Below are 25,956 nucleotides of genomic sequence, written 5' to 3'. Positions count from 1 at the left end.
TGCCTGCGTAAAGCCAAATCATCACTTCGAGTGAAACCCTGGCCTTTGCTTGTGTTCCACAACCCACGGTTGCCAGGCTGTAGCTGTCTGTCAACCTGATGGGAGTGGCCAGTGACATTCGGTGAGCAGCCGGCCTATCTGCGCGTGGCAAGGGACCTGCGGCAGCAGATCGCCGACGGGAAGCTGCCGCCGCACACCCGGCTCCCCTCGCAGGCCCGCATCCGCGAGGTCTACGGCGTCTCGGACACCGTCGCGCTGGAGGCGCGCAAGGTGCTGATGGCGGAGGGCCTGGTCGAGGGCAGGTCCGGCTCGGGGACGTACGTCCGCGAGCGCCCGGTGCCGCGCAGCGTCACCCGCTCCGCCTACCGGGGGGCGGGGTCGTCCACCCCCTTCCGGCAGGAGCAGGCGGCCGACGGCACGCGGGGCACCTGGGAGTCGCGCAGCGAGCAGGTCGAGGCGTCGGCGGTGGTGGCGGTGCGGCTCGGCATCGAGCCGGGCGAGCGGGTGATGCGCACGAAGTACGTCTTCCGGGACGCGGGGGAGCCGATGATGCTCTCCACCTCCTACGAACCTCTGTCCGTCACCGGGCGCACCCCGGTGATGCTGCCCGAGGAGGGACCGCTCGGCGGCTGCGGGGTGGTGGAGCGGATGGCCGCCATCGACGTCGTCGTGGACAACGTGGCCGAGGAGGTGGGCGCCCGGCCCGGACTCGCCGACGAACTGGCGGAGTTGGGCGGCGTGCCGGGGCATGTGGTGCTGGTCATCGAGCGGACGTACTACGCCTCAGGGAGGGCCGTGGAGACCGCCGACCTGGTGGTCCCGGCGGACCGCTACCGGGTGTCGTACCACCTGCCGGTGAGGTAGCGCGCCGGGGTGAGGGGTGTGCCAACTCCCTTCGTACGACGGTAGATTGACGTTCCCGAGGGGGCGCATCCAGTGGGATGCGCCCCCTCTCCGTCTCCCCGTCGGCGTCAACTCCCCAGTCTTTCTTGGCCAGATCGGTGCCTCTTTGTGAAAACTCATATCCGGTGCGTAAAGGTCAGGCGTAAGGTCGGGCATATGCGTACTGAGGTTTCCTGGGGACCCCTGACGGAGGCGCGCGATGAATGACGGTGGCGACCGGCTTCCGTGGTTGGTGGTGCGGCAGGACGACAACGGCAACCGCTATCGCGTGGGGGCGTACGCCACGCGCGCGGAGGCCGAGCAGAAGGCCGACCAGCTCGACGCCCACGGACACAAGCAGCTCTATCTGATCGAACAGGCTGCGGCGAAGCAGCAGTGAGGGAATGAGGGGGGAGTGAGGGGGAGGGGCGTGGCAGGCCTGCGGCGGTGAATCCGATCAGTTCCCCGGCGCACGCTCCACGCCCGTGATCCCACCGGGTGGGCACACCCGTAGGCTCCGCACCATGACGGAAACACTTGTCGTGGGCGGAGCCCTGTGCCGTGACGGGCGGCTGCTGGCCGCGCGCCGCAGCGCCCCGCCGGAGCTGGCCGGCCGCTGGGAGCTGCCCGGCGGGAAACGGGAGCCGGGCGAGACGCCCGAGCAGGCGCTGGTGCGCGAGCTGCGTGAGGAGCTGGGCGTCGAGGCCGAGCCGGTCGAGCGGATTCCGGGGGAGTGGCCGCTGAAACCCGGGTACGTACTCCAGGTGTGGACGGCCCGGCTGCTCTCCGGCGAGCCGCGTCCCCTGGAGGACCACGACGAGCTGCGCTGGCTCGGCCCCGACGAGAGCGACACGGTGGACTGGCTCGACCAGGACCGGCCGGCGGTCGCGGAGGCGGTGCGGAGGCTGCGGGCCGAGGGCGGGGGCTGAGGGCGAGAGGCTGGGGGGGCGTGCGCCGAGGGCTGCGGGGGTTCCGTCCCGGCGGGCCCCGGATTCGTACGACCGCGTGCCGAGGCTTTTCGTACGGGCTAACGCCGCCGGTCCGCGCGGGTCCGAACGGGGCAAGGGGACCCAGCGCACGGGCGACCTCGTACGCCGTTCGTGCCACAGTGCGCCTGTTCCCGGGATAGCCGGAGTCCGATATCGGGTATGTGCTGATTAACCCCCCGAAAAAGGACGCTCCTCTTTGGGGTCCGCTGCTGCTGTTCTGGGATGTGGTCGGCGTGCTGGACATGGAAGGCGCGTGCGCCGAGTGGACCTTCCCTGCCGAGCCCAATGCGGTGCGCACCGCACGGCACGCGGTGCGCGACGCGCTGGCCGACTGGGGGCTCGACGAGCTCAGCGACGTCAGTGTCCTGCTGGTCAGCGAGCTGGTGACCAATTCCCTGCGGTACGCGTCCGGGCCCATCGGTGTTCGGTTGGTGAGGCTCGCCACCCCGAGGGCCCTGACCGGAACCGCCGCCGCCGCGCCCGCCGTCCTGCGGGTGGAGGTCTCCGATCCGCTTCCGGACCCACCGCGTGAACGGGCCGCGGGACCCGACGACGAAGGGGGGCGTGGAATCCAGCTGGTCGCGTGCTCCGCACGGCGCTGGGGGACGCGGCGCGGAAAGAGCGGCAAGACGGTGTGGTTCGAGCTGGCTCTGCCCGGTTAGAAGTGTGAAGGGACTTTCGATCACGACGGCATCCGGAAAGCCTCGGCCGCTAGGTGCATTACGGCCGAAAAGGGCCGGGGAAAGCCCGGGAGGACGTCGCGATCGTGAACGCCGTGCCGACTGGGGCCGCAGTGCTGAATACTGCGGGCAAGGCCGGTTCCGGTGAGGTGAGCTGGAGGGGACGGTCGTGTGAACGAGATACCAGCGAAGGCGCAGACGCCCGGCGAGGCAGCGGGCGGTGCTCGCGGCGCTTCCGGCGCGGTCGGCGGCGCTGGCGGTGCCATGGGCACCGGAGGACGGACCGGGGTCCCCGCTGTGCCCGGCCCCGCCGCGGCGGACCGCGCTGCGGGGGCTGACGCTCCGTACGGCGCGGCTGCCGATGGCCCGTACGACGCGGGCGCTGACGCTCCGTACGGCACGGCTGCCGATGCCCCGTACGGCGCGGGGGGCGATGCTCCGTACGGTACGAGGGTCGATGCTCCGTGCGGTACGAGCCCGGGCGCGAGCGGCGCGGCCCCCGGCGACGATCGGCCCGGCATGCGGAACGACGCCGACGCGGGTGGCAGGCATCGTGCCGGACGCCCCGCCCCGGGACCCACCGACGCCCGCCCCGTCTCGGGGACGGCGGCCGGTGCGGGCCCCGAATCGGGCAGGACCGGTGTAGGTGTGGGCTCCGACTCCGGCACGAGTGGTGCGGGCGTGGGTTCCGGCTCGGGCGCGAGTGGTGCGGGCGTGGGCTCCGACCCGGGCACGAGTGCGGGCGCGGACCCCGAATCGGGCAGGTCCGGTGCGGGTGGCGGCCCGGCCGGGGCGGCCGCGCAGGCGGCCGGTGCGACGGGTGCGGACGCGTCCGGCGCGGGGCACCGAGCCGGTGACGGCGCGGACGATCCGTACGGTACGGGTCGGAGCGGTGCGGGCCGAGGCACGGGTGCATCTGGTGCGGGCCTGCCTGCGGCTGCGCACGGCTCCGGAGCGACCGGCGCGGGAGATTCCGGTTCCGGACCGCCGGGCGCGCGAGCAACCGGCTCCGGGCCGACCGGCTCCGGGCCGACCGGCGCAGGAGCGACTGGTTCCGGGCCGACCGGCGCAGGAGCGACCGGCTCCGGACCGGTCGGCGCGCGAGCAACCGGCTCCGGTGAGACCGGTGCGGGCTCCGGGCCCGGTGCGACCGGCCCGGCCCACGGTCCCGGTGTGCCCGGCACGACCGGCCCGGCCCACGGTCCCGGCGGCTCCGGTGAGACCGGTGCGGGCTCCGGGCCCGGCGCGACCGGCCCGGCCGACGGTCGCGGCGGTCCCGGCGCGACCGGATCGGCCCACGGTCCCGGCGGTCCCGGGGTGGCCGGGGTGAGTGCGGCCGGGGTGGGGTCCCTCGGCGGGGGGCCGTTGTGGCAGTCCAGTCCGCCCGGGTCGATCTACGACTACATCAAGGTCGCGTCCTTCTCGCTCGGCGCCGACGGGCGCGTCGAGCAGTGGAGCCGACGGGCCGAGGAGCTCTTCGGCGTCCCGGCGGGCGAGGTCGTGGGCCGGGACCCGGTCGAGGTCTTCATGCCCGAGGAGTACCGCGGCCGCGGGCACCGCGAGGTGGCCGAGATCCTCGACGGCAAGGAGTGGACGGGCCTCGTCCCCTTCCGGATGCCCGACGACGCCGTGGGAACGGGCGGTGGCGGCGTGGTCGAGGGGATCGCCGAGATCTATGTGATGCCCAGCGAGACCCAGGCCGGGGAGCGCGGCGCGCTCTGCCTGGTCGTGGACGTGCGGGCCTTGCGGCGGATCGAAACCGACCTCGCCGCATCACAGGCCATTTTCGGTCAATCTCCCTTCGGCTTCCTGCTGTTCGGCACCGACCTCACCGTGCAGCGCACCAACCGCCGCTTCGCCGAGGTGTTCGGCGGCGACGCCGACGCCCACCGGGGCCGTACCGTCCACGACTACCTCGCCGCCCCCGAGGCCGAGCGCGTCACCGCCGCCCTGCACCGGGTGCTGGACACCGGCGACGCCATGACCGACATCCAGATCACCGGCACCGAGCCCGGCAGCGCCGAGCGCCGCCACTGGTCGGTCAACCTCTACCGGGTGCACAGCGGTTCCGGCCGCCCGGTCGGCGTCGCGGGCCTGGCCACCGACGTCACCCGCCGCCACCGCGCCGCCCGCGATGCCGCCGACGCCCGGCGCAACCTCGCCCTCCTCAACGAGGCGGGCGCCCGGATAGGGAATTCGCTGGACCTGGAGACCACGGCCCGCGAGCTGCTCGGGGTCGCCGTGCCGGGATTCTGCGACGTGGCCTCCGTCGACCTCTACCAGGGGCTGCTGACCGGTGACGAGGCCCCGCCCGGCGTCACCGACGGCAGCGCCGAACTGCGCCGGGTCGCGTTCGCCTCGGCGGTCTCCGACGCCCCGCTCGCCGCGCCCGGCTGCGTGGGCCCGGGGGAGGACCCGGCGGACATCCAGGTCGGCTCGGTCCACCGCTACCCCTTCACCACCCCGTGCGCGAAGGCGCTGCGCACCGGCCGCGCCCGCGTCGTACCCGGTGAGGACGGCGACCTGGTGCACTCCACGCTCGCCGTGCCGATGGTCGCCCACGACACGGTGATCGGGCTCGTCCAGTTCTCCCGCACCAAGGGCAGCGAGCCCTTCGGCGAGCGGGACCGGGCGCTGGCCACCGAACTGGCCTCCCGGGCCGCCGTCTGCATGGACAACGCCCGGCTCTACCGCAGGGAACACGAGCGCGCACTGATCCTCCAGCGCAGCCTGCTGCCGCCCGGCGACCCCGAGGCCGCCGGGCTGGACATCGCCTGCCGCTACCTGCCGGGCAACACGGCCACCGAGGTCGGCGGCGACTGGTTCGACGTCATCGAACTCCCCGGCCACCGCACCGCGCTGGTGGTCGGCGACGTCATGGGCCGCGGACTGCGCGCGGCCGTCGCCATGGGCGAACTACGCACCGCCGTACGCACCTTGGCGCTGCTGGACCTCGAACCGGCCGAAGTGCTCAGCGCGTTGGACGAGATCGCACGCGGCCTCGGCACACCCAGCGGGGCCCAGCAGGCCTCCCGCGCCGCGCACAAGTCCCGCGAGGCCGACCTCTCCGAGGTGTACCTCGCGACCTGCGTGTACGCGGTCTACGACCCGGTCACCCGCCGATGTACGTTCGCCAACGCCGGTCACCTGCCGCCCGTGGTGGTGGAGCCCGGGGAGGAGCCGCTCCTGCTCGACGTACCGCCCGGCATGCCGCTGGGCGTCGGCGGCGAACCCTTCGAGGAGGTCGAGGTCGAGCTGCCCGAGGGATCCCTGCTCGCCCTCTACACCGACGGCCTGGTCGAGTCCCGCGAACACCCCCTGGAAGAGGGCCTGCGCGACTTCCGCGCCGCGATGAGCGGGCCGGTCAGGCCCCTGGAGGACGTCTGCGACCACGTCCTGAACACCCTCGACACCCGCCACGGCGAGGACGACATCGCCCTGCTCATGGCCCGCATCCAGGGCCTCCCGGCCGCCTCGGTCGGCGACTGGCGACTGCCGCGCGAACCGCGCTCGGTGGGCCGGGCCCGCGAACTGGCCCGCGCCCAACTGGTCTCCTGGGACCTCGAAGACCTCGTGGACACCACGGAACTGCTGGTCAGTGAGCTGGTCACGAACGCCCTGCGGTACGGCGAGGGCGAGGTGCGCCTGCGTCTGCTGCTCGACCGCACGCTGGTGTGCGAGGTGTGGGACGCGGGCCTCGTCCAGCCCCGGCGCAGGCGCGCCCGCGACACCGACGAGGGCGGCCGCGGCCTCCAGCTCGTCGGGCTGCTCAGCGCGGCGTGGGGGGCCAGGCGCACGCCGCGCGGCAAGACGGTCTGGTTCGAACTGGCCCTGCCGGACGGCGAGTCGACCGAGCCCGCCGAGCTGACGGTGGATCAACTGCTGAGCATGTACTGAGACTCACGTGTTCTTCAGGGCGGCCAGCCTGGCTTCGATCTCCGCGTCGTCGCCCAGGCTGTCCAGCTTCTCGAACTGGGCGTCCAGCGAGGAGGCGGCCAGCTCCTGCTTGCCCATCGCCCGCGCCTCCTCGCGCCGCACCTTGTCCTCGAAGCGGCTCAGCTCGCTCGTCGGGTCCAGGACATTGATGTTCTTCACCGCGTCCATCATCGAGTTCTGCGCCTGCGCCGACTTCGCGCGCGCCACCAACTCGTCCCGCTTGGAGGTCAGTTCGGTCAGCTTGGCCTTCATCTTCGTCAGGCCGTCCTTGAGCCCGTTCACCACCTCGGTCTGCGCGGCGATCGTCGGCTCGGCGGTCTTCGCCTCCTTCTCGGCCTGGAGCTGGCGCTGCAACGCCACCTTCGCGAGCCCGTCGAAGGTGTCCGCCTCCGCCGCCGAGCCGCCCGTCCGCAGCTCGTCGGCCTTCTTGCTGGCGGCCAGCGCCTTCCCGCCCCACTCACGGGCGGCGTCGACGTCCTCGCGGTGGTCCTGCTCCAGCAGCCGCAGGTTGCCGATGGTGGTGGCGACCGCCTCCTCGGCCTCGGCGATGTTGCCGGTGTAGTCGCGGATCAGCTGGTCGAGCATCTTCTGCGGGTCCTCGGCCTGGTCGAGGAGGGCATTGATGTTGGCCTTGGCGAGCTGGGTGACACGGCCGAGGATGGACTGCTTGGACATGGTCTGCTCCTGTCATGAGTGGTCATGGGTGGTCATGGGTGGGGATGTACGTGTCGTGGGTGCGGAGGTACGTGTCGTGGGTGCGGCGGTACGGGGCCGACGCCACCGGTGCGGGGGCCTAGAACCGCCCCCCGCCTCCCCGGCGGCCCCGGGTGTCGCCGCCGCCGAAGCTGCCGGGGCCCGCGCCGCCGCCGAAGCCCCCGCCGCCGAAACCGCCGCCGTAGCCGCCGCCCCCGTAACCCCCGCCGCCACGGCCGCCGTTGAGGATGCCGCCCAGGATGATGCCGCCGAGCACGGCCCCGTTCAGGCCGCCCCCGCCGCCGCTCCCGCCCCCTGAGTACGGGCCGCCGAAGCCCCGTACGTCCTGCTCGGCGAGGCTCTGTGCCTCCCGGGCGAGGGAGTCCGCGCGCTGGGCCTCGGCGAGGGCGGCCGGGGCGTCGTCCGTCAGCGCCGCCGACTGCTCCAGGTGCCGCTGGGCCTCCGCGAGGCGGGTGCGGGCCTGGCTGCCGACGGCGCCCCGGTGGGTGGTGATGTAGTCGGCGGCGGCGCCGATCGCGGCCCGGGCGGTCAGGGTGGCCTGCCCGAGGAGGTCCCGGGCCCGCCGTCCGGCGCTCTCCCGCTCCCGCGCCCCGGCCAGGGCCTCGTCGAGCGCGGCATCGGCCTCCTCGATCCGGCGCAGGGCGTCGATCGGGTCGAACTTCCCCGCCCGCAGCTCCTCCCGTACGTCGCGTACGACGGCCTCCGCGCGCGCGATGCGCCCCTGCAGGTCGGCGGTGCTGGTGCCCGCCGCCGTACCGCCGAGGAGACCGCGGGCGTCGGCGAGGTCGGTGTCGGTCTCGGTCAGCGCACCCGCCAACTCCTGCTCGGCGTCGGCGAGTTCACGGGCCCGGCGCTCGACGGCCGCCACCAGGGTGCCGGCCTGGTCGACGGCGCCCTCGGCGGCCCGTACGAAGACGGCGGCCTGGCTGTTGTCACCGGCGACCAGCACCTGGCGGGCCTGGTTGAGGTTGGCGGTGGCGAACACGAGCCGGTCCGTGGCCTGCTCGACGTGCCCGGCCACGGGGGCGGCGGCGGACGCGGCGTACCGCTCGCGCATCGTGGCGAGGGCGGCCTCGGCGGTGCTGGTGCGGCCCGTGAGGCTGCGGAAGGCGGCCTCGGCGGTGTCGAGGGCGGCCGGGGCGTTGCGCTCCAGCTCGCGCAGGTGGTCGAAGGAGTCGGCCTCGGAGTCGAGACGGCGGTTGGCCTCGGCGCACCGGGCGAGGATCTCGTCCAGCATCCTCCGCTTCGTCGGATCGTCCTCCGGGAACGCGTCGTCCAACTGCTGCCGGATCTTGAACGCGGCGGTCAGCTCCCCCTTCGCGTACGCGAGCGCCTCCGCGAAGGGCCGGGCCGCCTCCTCCCCGAACTGGGCGGTGGCGAAGCCGAGTTCCTCCTCGCTGGTGCGGATCGCGTCGTCCGTCTCGACCAGGGCCTGCTTGGCGCGGCCGTCCAGCTCGGGCAGGGGGGTGAGGACGGGGGCGGCCTTCTCGGGCACGGGGGCGGCGCGCTTCCGCTTGCGGCGGCTGTAGGCGTACGCGGCGAGCGCGCCCGCACCGCCGACGGCGACGACGGGCAGCACGAGGTCACCGGCGGTGCCGTCCTCCGAACCGGGGTCGTGGACGCCGGGAGTGATGGTGGGGGTGGGCACGGGCTGCCCGGCCAGCACGGCGGCGTAGCCGTTCGCGGCGCCGACGGCGGCCCCGGCCCAGTCGTTCTCGCGCAGGGCGGGTTTGACGGCGGTGCCGGAGACCTCGGCGAGCTGGGCGTCGCTGAGCCGGGAGTCCTGGTCGACGGAGTACGCGAACTGCCGGTCCTTGGTCGCCACGGCCAGCAGGACGTCGTCCCGCCCCAGCCCGTTGCGGGTGGCGGTGGTGTCGGCCCAGCTCTGGGCGGAGCGGCCGGAGAAGTCACGGACGTAGACGACGAAGAGCTGGAGGCGGTGATCGGCGTAGAGCCGGTTGAGGGCCTTGGCGACCTCGCCGCGCTTGGCACCGAGGGCACCGGCCTTGTCGGTGATCTGCCCGTCGGAGGACAGCCGCAGGGGGTCCTCGGCGGGGGCGGCGGCGGGGGGTGCGGGGTGGTGCTGCGGTGCGGCGGCGGGGGGTGCGGGGTGCTGCTGCGGTGCGGCGGCGAGGGACCAGCCGCCCAGCCCGAGGAGGACGGCCAGCAGGGCGGCGGGGCGCGCGGCGGGCGGGCGGCGGGGGGTGGTGGCCCGGCCACCGGATGTCCGGGTACGACTCTCGGGAGGCGTCACATTTCGGAGGCTATGCCGAGGTGATCCGGGTCGCGACCGGAGGAGGCGACCGCCGGAGGGCCGCGTTGTATGCTGGATACGCAACCTTCATACATGACCCACAAGGAGGTCTCCGGTGGCCGTGACGCAGATCGAACTCGACGACGAAGCCCTGGCGGAGGCCATGCGGCTGCTGGGCACCAAGACCAAGAAGGACACGGTCAACACGGCACTGCGCGACATAGTGGCCGGGCTGAAGGCGCTGGAGGCCTTCGACCGGCTCGCCGCACGCGGTGCGAGCGGTGAGTTCGACCGGGCCGCCGAGGCGCACGCCGCCGCCAAGCGGGCACGTGCGGAGGCCTGGGACAAGTGACGTATCTGCTCGACACCTCCGCGCTGTGGTACCTGCTGCGCAACGCGGGGACCCGGCAGGAGTGGGCGGGGCACATCCAGGCGCGCGTCTTCTACCTGGCGGAGCCCACCCGGGCGGAGTTCCTGTACTCGGCGACCGGCCCCGCGCACCGTGACGCGCTCGCGGAGGACCTCGACGCGCTCTGCCGCGCGGCCCCGGTGCCGAAGAACGCGTGGCGGTGGGTCGATACGGCACAGTACAAACTGACCCAGGCCGGCCGGCACCGCAGTGCCGGGGTGCTGGACCTGCTCCTCTGCGCCACGGCCGTGCACCACGGGCACACGGTGCTCCACGTCGACAACGACTTCGCGGCGGTGGCGTCCGTGCTGAAGGACGTGCAGCAGCGCGACGTGCGGAGGTGACCGGGGCGGCGCCCCTTTCCCGGAGGAGGGACGGCGCCCCCGCTCAACTCCCGCAGCCGCAGCTGGCGCGGCGGACCACCGTCACCGGGAGCATCAGGGAGGCCGGTTCCAGGGTGCGGTCGCCCAGGCGGCGGACCAGGAGTTCCACCGCCTCCTCCCCGAGCCGCCGCATCGGCTGACGGACCGTCGTCAGCGACGGGCGGACCACCCGCCCCAGGGGTATCCCGTCGAAGCCCGTGACAGCCATGTCCTCGGGCACCCGCACCCCCCGCCGCTCCAGCGCGTGCAGCGCGCCCACCGCCATCTGGTCGTTGGCGAAGAGCATCGCCTGGGGGGCGGGGCCCTCCCGGTCCAGCAGGGTCTGTGCCGCCCGTGCCCCCTCGGCCTGGGTCATCGGCTCGGCCCGCAGGTCCGGCGCGGCGGGGACCGGCAGGCCCGCCTTCCGGCAGGCCTCCTGGAAGCCCCGGAAGCGGGCCCGGGCGTCCGGCGACGACTCCTGGCCGCCCACGAACGCGAGCCGCCGCAGCCCGTGGTCCTCGACGAGGTGGCGGGTCAGCTCCCGTACGCCGTCGGCGTTGGCGACCTCGATGTGGTCGAGGTGGTCGATCTCCCGGGGGCCCGCCAGCATCACGATCGGCAGCCGTTGGGCGATGACCTCCAGGTCGGAGGTGGGGACGGTCTGGGCGAGCACGGCGAAGCCGTCCACCCGGCCCGCCACCTGCGCGACGAGGCTCTCGGGGCCGCCCTCCAGGGAGGCCGCGATCAGCAGTGCGTACCCGTGCCGCCGGGCGGCCCGCTCCATGCCCCGGATGATCTGGTCGGAGTACAGCATCACGACCGCGCCGTCGTCGTCCTCGTCCGTACCGCCAGGACCGGCCCCCTCCGCGTCCACGTCCGGGTCCGCGTAGTCGGGGAAGCAGAGCCCGAGCACGCCCGTCGTCCGGCTGGCCAGGCCGCGTGCGTTGCCGCTCGGTACGTAGCCGAGGGTGCGCGCGGCCTCCAGGACGCGGTCGCGGGTGGGTTCCCGTACGGACTGGGGGCTGCGGTAGACCCGCGAGACCGTGGCGATGGAGACGCCCGCCCGGTCCGCGACGTCGTACACCGTGGGCACAGGAGCACTCACCTGGAACCGTCCGATCCATCAGGCCCGCGCCCACCCATGTAAGCGCTTTCAGAGCGCCGTCATAGTAGCGCGCGCCCGCCCGCCCCTCAGGCGCCCGCCCGGGACGCCTCCTCGGCGTTCGCCCGGGACGCCTCCTCGGCGTTCGCCCGGGACGCCTCCGCGTTGGCGGCCAGCCGCGCGACCAACAGCTCTGCCTCCTCCTCACTCTGCTCGATCTCGAAGATCTCCGCCAGCACCTTCGGCACTTCGGTCGGTTCCAAGTCCCTTGAGAGCGGAGGAAGTTCGCCGCCCGGGTGGGTGGTCGTCCAGGTCAGCTCGTCCAGGATGTGCAGCGTGCCGGGCAGGACGCGCTGCACGTACAGCCGGTGACTGAAGGGGGAGTGCGTGCTGGTCGCCACGAAGTGGTTCGACATCCGGAAGTCGACCGGGTACTGCGGGGTGAGGGTGAAGTTGTGCCGCACCGTCCAGCCGTCGCCGTCCCGGTCGGTCTCCGGCCCGAAGGCGGGCTGCTGGAGCTCCCAGCCGTGCGCGCCCGGGGTGATGTCGTCCCGCTCGCGCAGCCGGTAGCGCCAGCCGTCCTGCTCGACCTCGCTGCCCTTTGCGCCCGGGACCAGCTCGACGGGCTCCAGCATGGACGCCCCGAAGCCGACGTCGCACAGCCACCGCCGCCCGTCCAGCTCCACTACCAGCAGCGCGTGCGTGGTGGGCAGCAGCTTCTCGCTGCCCATCACGACCCGCCCCTGCACGGCGAAGAACTCGAACCCGAGCGCCTCCAGCACGGCCGCGAACAGTGAGACGTGCTCGAAGCAGTACCCGCCCCGCCCGCCGGTCACCAGCTTCGCCTGGAGCGACACCAGGTCGAGCGGCACGTCGTGGTGGAGCATCGCGTCGATGGTGCTCCACCGCAGCCCCAGCACATGCCCCCGGTGCAGTGCGCGCAGGGTGTCCGGCGAGGGGGTGCGCTCCCCCTCGTAACCGATCTTCTTCAGGTACGTGTCGAGATCAAGCGCTCCGCTGTTCCACATGCTTGATCCAGCACGCGGCGCCCCGGGGCTATTCCGGCCGCCGCCGGATCTTGTTGCCGAGCCAGACCAGGGGATCGTACTTGCGGTCAACCGCCCTTTCCTTCAAGGGGATCAGCGCATTGTCCGTGATCTTGATGTGTTCGGGGCAGACCTCCGTGCAGCACTTGGTGATGTTGCAGTAGCCGAGCCCGTGCTCCTCCTGCGCGGTGCGCTTGCGGTCGAGCCCGGCCTCCGCCGCCGCGTCCAGGGGGTGCATGTCCAGCTCGGCGACCCGCATCAGGAAGCGCGGCCCGGCGAAGGCCGTCTTGTTCTCCTCGTGGTCGCGCACCACGTGGCACGTGTCCTGGCACAGGAAGCACTCGATGCACTTGCGGAACTCCTGCGACCGCTCCACGTCCACCTGCTGCATCCGGTACTCGCCGGGCGCGACCCCCTCCGGCGGCACGAAGGCGGGCACCTCGCGGGCCTTCTGGTAGTTGAAGGACACGTCCGTCACCAGGTCGCGTACGACGGGGAAGGCGCGCAGCGGCGTCACGGTGATCGTGTCGGACGGGGTGAAGGTCGACATGCGGGTCATGCACATCAGCCGGGGCCGCCCGTTGACCTCCGCGCTGCACGAACCGCACTTGCCCGCCTTGCAGTTCCAGCGCACCGCGAGATCGGGGGCCTGGGTGGCCTGGAGTCGGTGGATGATGTCGAGGACGACCTCGCCCTCGTTCACGGCGACGTTGAAGTCCTCCAGCCCGCCGCCCTCCGCATTGCCGCGCCACACACGGAAGTTGGCCACATATTTTGCAGACGGCGAGGTGGTCACTCGTACAGCTCCTCTTCGGCGAGGTACTTGACCAGCTCCTCCTTCTCGAAGAGGGCGAGCAGGTCCGGGCGGATGGGCTCGGTCGTGGTGGAGACGAGTTCGATCTGACCGCGTACGGGATCGGTGGCGGCCAGCCCGCCGGTCGGGTCGGCGGGGCGGCACAGCAGGTTCACCGGCCGCCAGGCGCGGTCCATGGCGGGGAAGTCCTCACGGGTGTGGCCGCCGCGGCTCTCGGTGCGCTCCAGGGCGGCGCGGGCGATGCACTCGCTGACCAGCAGCATGTTCCGCAGGTCGAGCGCGAGGTGCCAGCCCGGGTTGAACTGCCGGTGCCCCTCGACCCCGGCCCGCCGGGCCCGTACCCGCAACTCGGCCAGTTTCTCCAGGGCCTGCTCCATCTCGGCCTCCCGCCGGATGATGCCGACGAGGTCGTTCATGGTCTGCTGGAGCTCCTGATGGAGCGTGTACGGATTCTCCGGCGGCCGCCCCGGCTCGTCGGAGCCGGGCTCGGGGCCCTCCGCGCTGAACGGGCGCAGGGCCTCGGCGGCCGCCGCGTCGATCTGGGCCTCGTCGATGAGGGGCCGCGCGGCGCCCAGGTGCTCGGCAGCGTGCTGGGCCGCGTACAGCCCGGCCCGGCGGCCGAAGACCAGCAGGTCGGACAGGGAATTGCCGCCCAGCCGGTTCGACCCGTGCATCCCGCCCGCGACCTCACCGGCCGCGAAGAGTCCCGGCACCCCGCGGGTGGCGGCGGTGTCGGAGTCCACGGCGATGCCCCCCATCACGTAATGGCAGGTGGGCCCGACCTCCATGGCCTCGGCGGTGATGTCGACGTCCGCCAGCTCCTTGAACTGGTGGTACATCGACGGCAGCCGCCGCCGGACGGTCTCGGCGGGCATGCGCGTCGAGACGTCCAGGAACACCCCGCCGTGCGGCGATCCGCGTCCGGCCTTGACCTCGGAGTTGATGGCGCGGGCGACCTCGTCGCGGGGGAGCAGCTCGGGCGGCCGCCGGTTGTTGTCGGGGTCCTCGTACCACCGGTCCCCCTCCTCCTCGGACTCCGCGTACTTCTCCTTGAAGACGTCCGGCACGTAGTCGAACATGAACCGCTTGCCGTCGGAGTTGCGCAGCACGCCGCCGTCGCCGCGCACCGACTCGGTGACCAGGATCCCCTTCACGGACGGCGGCCAGACCATCCCCGTCGGGTGGAACTGCACGAACTCCATGTTCAGCAGCGGCGCCCCGGCGAGCAGCGCCAGCGCGTGCCCGTCGCCCGTGTACTCCCACGAGTTGGACGTCACCTTGAAGGACTTGCCGATGCCGCCGGTGGCCAGGACCACGCTGGGCGCCTCCAGCACGAAGAACCGCCCGGACTCCCGCTCGTAGCAGAAGGTCCCCGCGACCCGCTCGCCGTCCTTGAGGACGCGGGTGACGGTGCACTCCTGGAAGACCTTGAGCCGGGACTCGTAGTCCCCCGACTGCCGGAAGTCCTCCTGCTGCAACTGCACGATCTTCTGCTGGAGGGTGCGGATCAGCTCAAGCCCGGTCCGGTCGCCCACGTGCGCCAGCCTCGGATACTCGTGCCCGCCGAAGTTGCGCTGCGAGATCCGCCCGTCGGCGGTCCGGTCGAAGAGCGCACCCCACGTCTCCAACTCCCAGACGCGCTCGGGAGCTTCGCGCGCATGCAGCTCCGCCATCCGCCACTGATTGAGGAACTTCCCGCCCCGCATCGTGTCCCGGAAGTGCACCTGCCAGTTGTCCCCGGAGTTGACGTTCCCCATGGACGCGGCGATGCCGCCCTCGGCCATCACGGTGTGCGCCTTGCCGAACAGCGACTTGCAGATCACTGCCGTACGCGCCCCCTGCTCGCGCGCCTCGATGGCGGCCCGCAGACCCGCCCCGCCCGCGCCGACCACGACGACGTCCCACTCCTGCCGTTCCAACTGAGTCATCTTTAGAAGAACCTCGGATCTTCGAAGGCGCCGGAAGCGACGAGATAGACGTAGAAGTCGGCGAGGGCGACACTGATCAACGACGCCCAGGCCAGCAGCATGTGACGGTCATTCAGCTTCCCCACCCACCCCCACAGCCGGTACCGCACCGGATGCTTGGAGAAGTGCTTGAGCCGCCCGCCGATGATGTGCCGGCAGGAGTGGCAGGAGAAGGTGTACGCCCAGATCAGGACGATGTTGACCAGGAAGACGAGGGTGCCGAGCCCCATGTGCCCCCACGCGTAGGTCTCGTCCCGGAAGGCCAGGACGGTGTCGTACGTCAGAATCCCGGCGACCGGGACGGCGGCGTAGAAGAAGTACCGGTGGATGTTCTGGAGCACCAGCGGGAAACGGGTCTCCCCGGAGTACTTCTTGTGCGGCTCGGCGACGGCGCAGGCGGGGGGCGAGGCCCAGAAGCCCCGGTAGTAGGCCTTGCGGTAGTAGTAGCAGGTCAGCCGGAAGCCGAGCGGGAAGATCAGGACGAGCAGGGCGGGGGAGAGGCCCCACCAGCTGCCGAAGATCTCCCAGTTGGGGCCGCCCTTCATGGGGATGCAGTTCTCGGCGAGGCAGGGGGAGTAGAAGGGCGAGACGTAGGGGGCGGAGTAGTAGTCGCTGTTGCCGAAGGCCCGCCAGGTCGAGTACACGACGAAGGCGAGGAGGCCGGCGGCGGTGAGGGCGGGGGAGAGCCACCAGCGGTCGGTGCGGAGGTGGCGGGCGGCGATCCGCGCCCGCGTGGCACCGTGCACACCCCCCTCCGTACCTGCCGTACGCGCTTCGGGCTCAGTGCCTGTGGCCAACGGGGGCTCCAGGGGTGTCGGGAACGGTATGGGTTGCCGTGCCCCGTCAGGGGCGCGGTGCTGCGCTCAATCTGCGGCTCCGCCGCGCTGGGCGCCCCTTCAGGGGCGCGGGGCTGTGCTTGATCTGCGGCTCCGCCGCGCGGGCGCGACCGCTTCGTGCCGGGCGGCTCGTCCGTGCCCCTTTAGGGGCGCGGGGAACTGCGCGACCAGCCACGACGCGCCTGCACGGGGACCGTGCAATTGCCCCGCGGGTTTAGGTGAAGGGGCGGGGTTGGGGACCTGCCTTTCCGGTACGGGAGGTGCCGGGCTCCTCCTGGACGGGCGTCCGGCGTCGGGGCCTGGCTGGGACCCCTCTGGACGCGCGCCCGGCGCAGGTGCTGGGCCAGGGGCGGTACCCGGGTGGGCCGGGAGCGGGAGGGGCCGCCCCCTTGCCCGCCCGTCCCGCCCCCGGGGGGCGGCCCCGCCGCCCAAGGGGGCGGAGGGGAGCTGCGCCGCCCAAGGGGGCTACGGGGAGGGGGAGAGGGAAGGCGGCCCCGCCGCCCAAGGGGGCGGGACGGCAAGAGGCGGAGCCCACGGGGCCCGGGGCGGCACTCCAGCGGGAGCAGGCTCGGCCCGCCCTGGCGGGAGCAGGCCCGGCCCGCACCGGCAGGAGCAGGCCCGCACCGGCGGGAGCAGGCCCGCCCCGGCAGGGGCAGCCCCGCCCCGAGAGGATCAGGGTGCGTGGCGGTCGCGGGCGCCGAGCCCCTCGTCGTCGGAGTCGGTCCACAGCGTGCTGTCGTACGGCGCGTCGGGAATGGTGATGAGCTCCGGCCGCGGCGCCGCCGGCCGCCCCGAAGAACCGTCCGCCGCCGCCAAGGCACTCAGCATCGCCACGCTCTCCCGCAAGTGCGCCGCATCCGTTCGCACCCGCCGCACGTCCAGCGGATGGCTCTCACCGAGCCCGGGCCGCCCGGTCAGCCTCAGCACCGACCGTTCCAGCCGGTCCAGGCATTCCTGAAGCTCCGTCAATTCCTCGTGCAGGGACATGGTTTGGCCTCACTTCCACCGTGCGCTCACGCAACGCCCATGCGCCTGGAGTGTCGCGCGTCACATCCCCCCTTGTGAAGGGTGCGTACGCCGGTACGCGAAGCACGCCCGCCCCGCGCGCCCCACCCGGAGCGCGGATTGGGCCGCACGGGTGCCCTTCCCCGAATGCCCGACGTGTCGTCACCACCCCCCGCGCGAGGTCCCTTTCAGTGGGCCGGCAAGGACAACAAGTGTGATCACCTCAATAAGCCCCCACATGTGAATCTAACGGCCCATTCCGGTAGGAACGGCCGGGTCAGCCTGGAGGTACCAGCCATGTCCGACGCCGCGATCCCGCGCGCGCCCCGCGCCAGGCGCACCCGGCGTGCCCTGCGCCCCGCGACCCTCCTGGTCTGCGGAGTGCTCGCGCTGCCCTCGCTGACCGGCTGCGGCGGAGCGTCGGACGAGCAGCACGGCGAGGCGGTCCCCGTCGCCGCCGACCTCGCCGCAGCCGACCGCGAACAGGTCGCCGACGGCGGCACCCTGAACTGGGCCGTCGATTCCGTCCCGGCCACCTTCAACGCCTTCCAGGCGGACGCCGACAGCACGACCGCCCGCATCGCGGGCGCGGTCCTGCCCGCCCTCTTCGTGCTCGACACGGCGGGCAGGCCGCAGCGCAACCCCGACTACCTGGAGGACGCCTCGATCGTCGAGCGCGAGCCCAAGCAGGTCGTCCTCTACAAGATCAACCAGGAGGCCGTGTGGGGCGACGGCCGCGAGATCGGCGCCGCCGACTTCGTCGCCCAGTGGCGCGCCCTGCGCGGCAAGGAGTCCGCGTACTGGACCGCCCGCAACGCCGGTTACGAGCGCATCGAGAAGATCGAACGCGGCGCCAACGACCTTGAGGTGAAGGTCACCTACGCCCGCCCCTACGCCGACTGGCGCTCCCTGTTCACGCCGCTGTACCCCAAGGAGGTCATGGGCACGCCCGACGCCTTCAACGACGGCGCGCGCACGAAGCTGAAGTCGACGGCGGGCCCGTTCCGCCCGATGAAGCTGGACCGCGAGGACGGCTCGGTCGTCCTGGAGCGCAACCCGCGCTGGTGGGGCAAGCCCGCCAAGCTGGACAAGGTGGTCCTGCGGGCCGTGCCGCGCGACGAGCGCGCCGCCGCCCTGGCCGCCGGCCGGATCGACATCGCCGAGATCGACCGGCAGGACGCCGACCGCATCGCCCTCGCCGCCAAGGACGCGGGCAGTCCGCCCGCCGCGCACGGCCCCGGCTCCACCACCAGCGCCGCCGACGCCCTGCGCTCCTGGGCCCGGGCGCACGGCGCGGTCGACGAGGAGAGCGCCGAGGCCGAGCAGGAGGCCCGGAAGAAGAAGCAGGCCCAGGTCCAGTCGTACGCGAAGGAACAGCGCGCCCTGCGCGGATTCACCGTACGGAAGTCCCTGGAGCCCGCCTACACGCAGCTCGCGCTGAACGGCACCTCGGGGCCGCTCGCCGACGAGCGGGTGCGCCGGGCGGTGGCCCGCGCCCTGGACCGCAAGGAGCTCGCCGCGTCCGTGCTGGCCCCGCTGGGCCTGCCGGCCGCCCCGCTCGGCAGCCACCTCGCGCTCGCCGGGCAGGAGGCGTACACCGACGGCAGCGACGCCCTCGGCGCCCAGGACACCCAGGCCGCGCAGGCCCTCCTCGCCGACGCGGGCTTCACCCCGGGCGGCGCGGGCAGCCGTACCGCCGGGAGCAGCGCGGACACGAAGAAGGCCGAGAAGAAGAAGCAGAAGGACGACGAGGCCTCCGACGAGGGCATGTACATCGTCGGCGACGACAAGCCCGGCGACGGCGGCCCCGCGGAGTCCGGCAGCTACGTCCTGGCCCCGGCCGCCGGACCCGCCTCCCTGGTCTCCGCCCGCAAGGTCCTCTCGTACCAGAAGGAGGAGAAGCGGGAGTACCGCGACCACAAGGACCAGGCGGACGGCAAGACCGAGGCCAAGGAGAAGAAGAAGGGCGGCATGGCCGGGGCCTACGCCCCGCGCGGCACCGCGGCCCCCGCGGCGGCGGGAGCCCTCGCCGCCCCCCGGGTCGTCGGCAAGAACGGCAAGCCGCTGACCCTGCGCTTCGTGCTGCCCTCCGACCCCGGCTCGGCCGCCCTGCGCACGGTCGGCGAGCAGATCTCGCGGATGCTGGAGTCCATCGGCGTCCGCACCGAGATCACCAAGGTCGCCGACGCGAGCTACTTCAAGGACCACATCGCCTCCGGCGACTACGACCTGGCGCTCTACTCCTGGCCCGGCACCGCCTACCCGGCCACCGACGACCGGCCGATCTTCGCCAAGCCGGAGCCCGCGGCCGACGGCTCCCTGTTCGTCGAGCAGAACTACACCCGGGTCGGCACCGACCACATCGACCAGCTCTTCGACCGTGCGGCGGCCGAGCTGGACGAGGAGGTGGCCCGGGAGCTGGTGAAGCAGGCCGACGAGCGGATCTGGGCGGCGGCCGGTTCGATTCCGCTCTACCAGCGCCCCGAGCTGGTCGCGGTGAAGCCGGAGCTGGTGAACGCGGGAGCTTTCGGCTTCTCCGCACCCCGTTACCAGGACATCGGCTTCAAGAAGACCGATTCAGCCAAAGATGAGCGCAAGTAACGGGAAATAACCGCTGCATCGCAGGTCAGAGGCCATCTCGGAGTCTGAGAACCCACTGTGAATCGGCCCCGATTCCTTGCCCGCCGGGCCCCCGGCGGGCAAGGTCGTACCCGACTCCTTGACCCGGAGGCTCGCCTTCCACCCCTTGTTCGCGCAGGTCACCCCCACCTCGCCGCGCGAACCCCCGCAAAGCGCTGTACCGATCGGCCCGGGAAGCCCGTCCCGCGTCCGCCCCGTACCATGGGGTAAGCCGTGGCGCGTCCGCCCGGTGGGCGTACGAGGAACGAGACGCCGCATCCCACGATCGAGAGAAGCGTTTAGCAACCCATGCCCACGCGCCACGACATCCGTAACGTAGCCATCGTCGCCCACGTCGACCACGGCAAGACGACCATCGTCGACGCCATGCTCAAGCAGGCCGGCTCCTTCGCCGCGCACGCCTCTGAGTCGCTCGACGACCGCATGATGGACTCGAATGACCTGGAGCGTGAGAAGGGCATCACGATCCTGGCCAAGAACACCGCGGTCAAGTACCACCCGAAGGATGGCGGCGACGTCATCACCATCAACATCATCGACACCCCCGGTCACGCCGACTTCGGCGGTGAGGTCGAGCGCGGCCTGTCGATGGTGGACGCGGTCGTCCTGCTGGTCGACGCCTCCGAGGGCCCGCTGCCGCAGACGCGCTTCGTGCTCCGCAAGGCCCTCCAGCAGCGCCTGCCCGTCATCCTGTGCATCAACAAGACGGACCGCCCGGACTCCCGGATCGACGAGGTCGTCAACGAGACGTACGACCTGTTCCTGGACCTGGACGCGGACGAGGACCAGATCGAGTTCCCGATCGTCTACGCCTGCGGCCGTGACGGCATCGCCTCGCTGACCAAGCCGGAGGACGGCACCGTCCCCACGGACAGCGACAGCCTGGAGCCGTTCTTCTCCACGATCCTCCAGCACGTCCCGGCCCCCGAGTACGACGACGCCGCGCCGCTCCAGGCCCACGTCACCAACCTGGACGCCGACAACTTCCTCGGCCGCATCGCGCTGCTCCGCGTCGAGCAGGGCGAGCTGCGCAAGGGGCAGACGGTCGCCTGGATCAAGCGCGACGGCACGATCTCGAACGTCCGCATCTCCGAGCTGATGATGACCGAGGCGCTCACCCGCAAGCCCGCCGAGGTCGCGGGCCCCGGTGACATCTGCGCCGTCGCCGGTATCCCGGACATCATGATCGGCGAGACCCTGGCCGACCCGGAGAACCCGATCGCGCTCCCGCTGATCACGGTCGACGAGCCCGCCATCTCCATGACCATCGGCACCAACACCTCGCCGATGGTCGGCCGCGGCGGCACCGGCAAGGGCGCGGACGCCAAGGCCGCCGTCAAGGACCGCAAGGTGACGGCCCGTCAGGTCAAGGACCGCCTGGACCGCGAGCTCGTCGGCAACGTCTCGCTCCGCGTCCTGGACACCGAGCGCCCCGACGCCTGGGAGGTGCAGGGCCGCGGTGAGCTGGCGCTGGCCATCCTGGTCGAGCAGATGCGCCGCGAGGGCTTCGAGCTGACCATCGGCAAGCCGCAGGTCGTCACGCAGCTCGTCGACGGCAAGGTGCACGAGCCGGTCGAGCGCATGACGGTCGACGTCCCCGAGGAGCACATGGGCGCCGTCACGCAGCTCATGGGCGTCCGCAAGGGCCGCATGGACAACATGTCCAACCACGGCTCGGGCTGGGTCCGCATGGAGTTCGTCGTCCCGTCCCGCGGCCTCATCGGCTTCCGTACGGAGTTCCTGACGAACACCCGCGGCACCGGTATCGCCCACTCGATCCACGAGGGCCTGGAGCCGTGGTTCGGCCAGCTGGTGACCCGTAACAACGGCTCCCTGGTCGCCGACCGCTCCGGTACGGTCACGCCGTTCGCGATGATCAACCTCCAGGAGCGCGGTGTCCTGTTCACCGACCCCGGCACCGAGGTGTACGAGGGCATGATCGTCGGCGAGAACTCGCGCGCCGACGACATGGACGTGAACATCACCAAGGAGAAGAAGCTCACCAACATGCGTGCCGCTTCCGCCGACACCACCGAGAACGTGGTGCCGCCGCGCAAGCTGTCGCTGGAGCAGTCCCTGGAGTTCTGCCGCGACGACGAGTGCGTCGAGGTGACCCCGGAGGCCGTGCGCATCCGCAAGGTCGTCCTGGACGCCAAGGAGCGCGGTCGTACGGCGTCGCGCGCCAAGCGCTGAGCACCACGCGTCACGTGCTGAGGGCCGGAGGCCCGACACTCGTCAGAGTGTCGGGCCTCCGGCGCGTCCGGACAAGATCCATCTGTCGCGAACTGACCCACCGGTCAAGTTGTTTTCACGCGCCATGTGTCCGGATATCGATCAACACTCTCCGGAAGTTGCGTTAACAGTCCGTTTCGGGGGTGTCTGTCTGGGCTCACTTTGTCCGGATTTCGGTCACTCGGCGGTAAGTGATGTTGTCAAAACGAGACCCTTTAAGTGTGGTTTACGGTCCGGACGTACTTAATAGTTGGCTCCACTGAGCTCGGGTCAATGGGTTAGGCGCTGTGGGGAGCGCCGACTCACGAGCACACTGGGGCACCAGAATCTTCTCGCCGTCAGGGGTGTCGGCGAGTGCACCTGTGCCCCCTCTTGCAGTTAACAAGTGGACTCATGAGGAGGAACCCCATGCGCGGTGCCAAGAGCGCCAAGTGGGTCGCAGGCGCGATAGTCGTGGCTCTGGCCGCTACCGCCTGCGGTGGTAACGACAAGAAGAGCGACAGCGGCATGGACGCCGGGAAGGCCGACCCGAACGGGATCCTGGTCGCCCAGCTGAGCGAGCCGCAGAACCCGCTCCAGCCGGCCAACGCCAAGGAGAGCCAGGGCAGCCGCGTGCTGCGCACCCTCTTCTCCGGCCTGGTCGACTACGAGCCCGGCACCGGCAAGCTGGTGAACGTCAACGCCGAGTCCGTCACGCCGAACGAGGACTCCAGCGTCTGGACCGTCAAGCTGAAGCCCGGCTGGAAGTTCCACGACGGCACCCCGGTGAACGCGAAGTCCTACGTGGCTTCCTGGAACTGGTCGGCCAACACCAAGAACAACCAGACCAACTCCAGCTGGTTCCAGGACATCAAGGGCTACACCGATGTCCACCCGGAGAAGGGCGACCCGACCAAGACCGAGATGGAGGGTCTGAAGGTCGTCGACGAGAACACCTTCACGATCGCCCTGAACGGCCCGGTCTCGTACTTCGCGTACAAGCTCGGTTACGACGTCTTCTCGCCGCTGCCGGAGTCCTTCTTCAAGGACCCGAAGGCCGCGGGCCAGAAGCCGGTCGGCAACGGCCCGTACAAGTTCGAGGCCTGGGACCACAACAAGGTCATCAAGGTCCGCAAGTACGACGGCTACCAGGGCCCGAACAAGGCCAAGAACGGTGGCATCGACTTCAAGAACTACACGACCGCGGAGTCGGCCTACTCGGCGCTGCGTTCGGACCAGCTGGACTGGATCGAGCAGGTCCCGGTCACCGCGCTGAAGAACTACAAGCAGGACCTCGGCGACCGCGCGATCGACCAGGAGTACTCGGCCGTCCAGTCGATCGTCCCGGCGTTCTACACGGACCAGTTCAAGAACATCAACCCGAAGGTCATCCAGGGCCTTTCGATGGCGATCGACCGCGAGACGATCACCAAGACGGTTCTGAACGGCACCCGTGAGCCCGCGGACTCCTTCGTCGCCCGCGGCGTGCTCGGCTACAAGGCCGGCGCCCTCGGCGACATCACGAAGTACGACCCGAAGAAGGCCAAGGCGCTCATCACCGAGGGTGGCGGCGTTCCGGGCAACAAGATCTCGATCCAGTTCAATGCCGACCAGCCGCACAAGGCGTGGGTCGACGCGGTCTGCAACTCGATCCGTCAGGCCACCCAGGTCGAGTGCGTCGGCGACTCGAAGCCGGACTTCGCGACCGACCTGAACGCCCGTGACGGCAAGAAGGTCAAGTCCATGTACCGCGGTGGCTGGGTGCTCGACTACCCGGTCAACTCGAACTTCATGCGCGACCTGTACGGCTCCACGGCCGCCGGTAACACCAGCGGTTACAAGAACCCGGAGTTCGACGCGCTTGCCGCCAAGGCGGACAAGGCGAAGACCCTGGACGAGACCGTGAAGATGTACCAGGACGCCGAGCAGATCCTGGCGAAGAACATGCCGGCCATCCCGCTGTGGTTCTACAAGGTCAACTCGGGCCAGTCCAAGAACGTGTTCGGCAAGATCGTGTACGGCCAGGACGGCGACCCGATCTTCACCGACGTTCAGGTCAAGGCCAAGAAGTAACTCTCAGAACCGGTCTGCCGGCGCCGCTCCCGTCCGGGGGCGGCGCCGGCAGGCAGGCGTAGGCCCGTCAATTCACCGCCCACACCCCATGGCGGAGAACAACTGCGAAGGCCATCGCCGACCCCTCACGGCATGGAGGCATGATGGGGCGCTACGTCGCTCGGCGACTGCTCCAGATGATCCCGGTGTTCCTCGGGACCACTCTGTTGATTTTCCTTATGGTTCACATCCTTCCCGGCGACCCGATCAGGGCCATGTTCGGCGACAAGGGTGCGGACCCGGCCCAGTTGGCGTCACTGCGTGAGAAGTTCGGGCTCGACCAGCCCCTCTACATGCAGTACTTCAACTACATGAAGGACCTGTTCCAGCTCAACTTCGGTGAGACCTTCGGCGGCCGACCCGTCTGGGACGAGATGACGGCCGCCTTCCCGGTGACCCTCCGCCTGACGATCGTCGCGCTCACCATCGAGCTGCTCATCGGTCTCTCGCTGGGCGCCTGGGCCGGTCTGAAGGTGGGCAAGGCCCCGGACACCGGTGTCCTGCTCTTCACCCTCATCGTCATCTCGGTGCCGGTGTTCATCATGGGCTACCTGGCCCGTTACGTCTTCGCGGACACCCTCGGCTGGGTGGCTCCGAACGTCGACGACTCGATGGACATCACCCAACTGTTGTTGCCGGGCTTCGTCCTCGCCATGCTCTCCATGGCGTACGTGGCACGACTGACGCGTACGACCTTCGCCGAGAACCTGCGCGCGGACTACATGCGCACCGCCCTCGCCAAGGGTCTGCCCCGACGCCGCATCGTCGGAGTGCACCTGCTGCGCAACTCCCTGATTCCCGTGGTGACCTTCGTCGGCACCGACATCGGTGGCTTCATCGGCGGCGCCGTCGTCACCGAGGGCATCTTCAACGTCCAGGGTGTGGGCAACCTGCTCTTCCGGGCGCTCCAGCAGCGTGAGGGTTCCACGATCGTCGGAATCGTCACCGTGTTCGTCCTGATCATCCTGGTGATCAACCTGATCGTCGACCTGCTGTACGCGGTCCTGGACCCGAGGATCCGGTATGCCTGACGTGACCAAGTCCAAGACCGACGCCGCCGTGGACGCCATCGCGCCCCCGGCCGCGGACGCGGCCCCCGAGGCCGCCGTCGCGAAGCCGTCGACCGGCAAGCCCCGCAGCCTCTGGGGCGACGCCTGGTACGACCTGCGCCACCGCCCGATGTTCTGGACCGCGGCGGTCATGCTGTTCGTCCTCCTGGTGATCGCGGCCTTCCCCGGCCTGTTCACCGGCGCCGACCCGCGGGCCGGCGACCTGACCAACCACTACCTGACGAAGCCCGAACTCGGGCACCTCTTCCAGGCGGACTGGTTCGGTTACGACATCCAGGGCCGGTCGATCTACTCCCGCGTCATCTACGGCACCCGCGCCTCGATCCTCGTCGGCGTCGGCGTCACCATCGCGATCACCCTCATCGGTGGTCTGCTGGGTCTGCTCTCCGGCTACTTCGGCGGCTGGATCGACTCGATCATCTCCCGCATCACGGACATCTTCTTCGGCCTGCCCTTCCTGCTCGGCACGATGGTCGTCCTGAACGCCTTCACCGAGCGCAAGGTGTACGTCGTCATCGCGGCGCTCGCGTTCCTCGGCTGGACGTCGATCTGCCGCGTGATGAGGGCCTCGGTGATCAGCGCCAAGCAGGCGGACTACGTGACCGCCGCCCGCGCGCTGGGTGCCGGGACCAGCCGGATGATCTTCCGGCACGTCCTGCCGAACGCGCTGGCGCCCACCATCGTGGTCGCCACCATCGCGCTCGGCGGCTTCATCTCCGCCGAGGCGACGCTGTCCTACCTGGGTCTGGGTCTCGCCGACCCGACCATCTCGTGGGGCATCGACATCTCGTCGGGCAGCGAGGAGATCCGCAACAACCTCCACGTGCTGATCTTCCCCGCCGGAATGCTGTTCCTTACGGTGTTCGCGTTCATCATGCTTGGTGACACGGTCCGTGACGCCCTCGACCCGAAGCTGCGCTAGGAGGG

At 71.1% G+C, this 25,956-nt stretch carries 20 protein-coding genes; 12 read left to right on the top strand and 8 right to left on the bottom strand.

The window, feature by feature from the left end:
- Positions 1-111 precede the first annotated feature (111 nt).
- The 5 genes from ACIO3O_RS12715 to ACIO3O_RS12695 all read left to right on the top strand — a co-directional run bounded on the left by ACIO3O_RS12715 (position 112) and on the right by ACIO3O_RS12695 (position 6,448).
- Complete coding sequence (locus ACIO3O_RS12715) at positions 112-864, top strand: GntR family transcriptional regulator (RefSeq protein ID WP_401744850.1); 753 nt, start codon at positions 112-114, stop codon at positions 862-864.
- Positions 865-1,102: 238 nt separating this feature from the next.
- Positions 1,103-1,282, top strand: a complete 180-nt coding sequence (locus tag ACIO3O_RS12710; protein ID WP_189820762.1) for an SPOR domain-containing protein — start codon at positions 1,103-1,105, stop codon at positions 1,280-1,282.
- Between the two features lie 124 nt (positions 1,283-1,406).
- The gene (locus ACIO3O_RS12705) at positions 1,407-1,811 is read left to right on the top strand and encodes a (deoxy)nucleoside triphosphate pyrophosphohydrolase (RefSeq protein WP_401744849.1); all 405 of its coding nucleotides are present in this window, start codon (positions 1,407-1,409) and stop codon (positions 1,809-1,811) included.
- 284 nt (positions 1,812-2,095) lie between these two features.
- Positions 2,096-2,533 (top strand): ATP-binding protein, encoded by a 438-nt coding sequence (locus ACIO3O_RS12700; RefSeq protein WP_401744908.1) that lies wholly within the window; start codon positions 2,096-2,098, stop codon positions 2,531-2,533.
- A 1,383-nt stretch (positions 2,534-3,916) separates the two neighbouring features.
- A complete protein-coding gene (locus ACIO3O_RS12695) occupies positions 3,917-6,448 on the top strand; it encodes a SpoIIE family protein phosphatase (RefSeq protein ID WP_401744907.1) in 2,532 nt (843 codons plus the stop codon).
- Positions 6,449-6,451: 3 nt separating this feature from the next.
- On the opposite strand, the gene ACIO3O_RS12690 is transcribed toward ACIO3O_RS12695, so the two are convergent.
- Positions 6,452-7,162: a PspA/IM30 family protein gene (locus ACIO3O_RS12690; RefSeq protein ID WP_401744848.1), complete on the bottom strand. Its 711-nt coding sequence runs from the start codon at positions 7,160-7,162 to the stop codon at positions 6,452-6,454.
- A gap of 118 nt (positions 7,163-7,280) precedes the next feature.
- On the bottom strand, positions 7,281-9,242 hold the full coding sequence (locus ACIO3O_RS12685; RefSeq protein ID WP_401744906.1) for a TPM domain-containing protein: 1,962 nt from the start codon (positions 9,240-9,242) through the stop codon (positions 7,281-7,283).
- A gap of 328 nt (positions 9,243-9,570) precedes the next feature.
- On the opposite strand from ACIO3O_RS12685, the gene ACIO3O_RS12680 reads away from it, so the two are divergent.
- Positions 9,571-9,807, top strand: coding sequence for a type II toxin-antitoxin system VapB family antitoxin (locus ACIO3O_RS12680; protein ID WP_401744847.1), 237 nt, complete (start codon positions 9,571-9,573; stop codon positions 9,805-9,807).
- Positions 9,804-10,208 carry a PIN domain-containing protein gene (locus ACIO3O_RS12675; RefSeq protein ID WP_401744846.1) on the top strand — a complete coding sequence of 135 codons (405 nt, stop codon included), beginning with the start codon at positions 9,804-9,806 and terminating at the stop codon, positions 10,206-10,208. The genes ACIO3O_RS12680 and ACIO3O_RS12675 overlap by 4 nt, the downstream gene beginning before the upstream one ends.
- 43 nt (positions 10,209-10,251) lie before the next feature.
- Here the strand turns inward: ACIO3O_RS12675 and ACIO3O_RS12670 are convergent, their stop codons facing one another.
- From ACIO3O_RS12670 to ACIO3O_RS12645, 6 genes are all read right to left on the bottom strand, one after another.
- Positions 10,252-11,310: a LacI family DNA-binding transcriptional regulator gene (locus ACIO3O_RS12670; protein WP_401744905.1), complete on the bottom strand. Its 1,059-nt coding sequence runs from the start codon at positions 11,308-11,310 to the stop codon at positions 10,252-10,254.
- A 107-nt stretch (positions 11,311-11,417) separates the two neighbouring features.
- Positions 11,418-12,356 (bottom strand): arylamine N-acetyltransferase, encoded by a 939-nt coding sequence (locus tag ACIO3O_RS12665; protein WP_401744845.1) that lies wholly within the window; start codon positions 12,354-12,356, stop codon positions 11,418-11,420.
- A gap of 28 nt (positions 12,357-12,384) precedes the next feature.
- Entirely contained in the window at positions 12,385-13,170 is a 786-nt protein-coding gene (locus ACIO3O_RS12660) for a succinate dehydrogenase/fumarate reductase iron-sulfur subunit (RefSeq protein ID WP_401744844.1), read from the bottom strand.
- A complete protein-coding gene (locus tag ACIO3O_RS12655) occupies positions 13,167-15,116 on the bottom strand; it encodes a fumarate reductase/succinate dehydrogenase flavoprotein subunit (protein WP_401744843.1) in 1,950 nt (649 codons plus the stop codon). The genes ACIO3O_RS12660 and ACIO3O_RS12655 overlap by 4 nt, the downstream gene beginning before the upstream one ends.
- A 2-nt stretch (positions 15,117-15,118) precedes the next feature.
- Entirely contained in the window at positions 15,119-15,952 is an 834-nt protein-coding gene (locus ACIO3O_RS12650; protein ID WP_401744842.1) for a hypothetical protein, read from the bottom strand.
- 711 nt (positions 15,953-16,663) lie between these two features.
- The gene (locus tag ACIO3O_RS12645) at positions 16,664-16,978 is read right to left on the bottom strand and encodes a hypothetical protein (protein ID WP_401744841.1); all 315 of its coding nucleotides are present in this window, start codon (positions 16,976-16,978) and stop codon (positions 16,664-16,666) included.
- 315 nt (positions 16,979-17,293) lie between these two features.
- Between ACIO3O_RS12645 and ACIO3O_RS12640 the strand changes: the two genes are divergently transcribed.
- From ACIO3O_RS12640 to ACIO3O_RS12620, 5 genes are all read left to right on the top strand, one after another.
- On the top strand, positions 17,294-19,597 hold the full coding sequence (locus tag ACIO3O_RS12640) for an ABC transporter family substrate-binding protein (RefSeq protein WP_401744840.1): 2,304 nt from the start codon (positions 17,294-17,296) through the stop codon (positions 19,595-19,597).
- Between the two features lie 327 nt (positions 19,598-19,924).
- On the top strand, positions 19,925-21,829 hold the full coding sequence (gene typA / locus ACIO3O_RS12635) for a translational GTPase TypA (protein ID WP_401744839.1): 1,905 nt from the start codon (positions 19,925-19,927) through the stop codon (positions 21,827-21,829).
- A gap of 447 nt (positions 21,830-22,276) precedes the next feature.
- Positions 22,277-23,920 carry an ABC transporter substrate-binding protein gene (locus tag ACIO3O_RS12630; protein WP_401744838.1) on the top strand — a complete coding sequence of 548 codons (1,644 nt, stop codon included), beginning with the start codon at positions 22,277-22,279 and terminating at the stop codon, positions 23,918-23,920.
- A gap of 143 nt (positions 23,921-24,063) precedes the next feature.
- Entirely contained in the window at positions 24,064-24,990 is a 927-nt protein-coding gene (locus ACIO3O_RS12625) for an ABC transporter permease (RefSeq protein WP_401744837.1), read from the top strand.
- Complete coding sequence (locus ACIO3O_RS12620; RefSeq protein ID WP_401744836.1) at positions 24,983-25,951, top strand: ABC transporter permease; 969 nt, start codon at positions 24,983-24,985, stop codon at positions 25,949-25,951. The genes ACIO3O_RS12625 and ACIO3O_RS12620 overlap by 8 nt, the downstream gene beginning before the upstream one ends.
- The last annotated feature ends 5 nt before the right edge of the window (positions 25,952-25,956 follow it).

This window comes from Streptomyces sp. NPDC087440, assembly GCF_044744005.1.
GTDB lineage: Bacteria > Actinomycetota > Actinomycetes > Streptomycetales > Streptomycetaceae > Streptomyces.
Note: the sequence above shows the minus strand (reverse complement) of the source record. Positions and strands in the feature narration are given on the sequence as shown.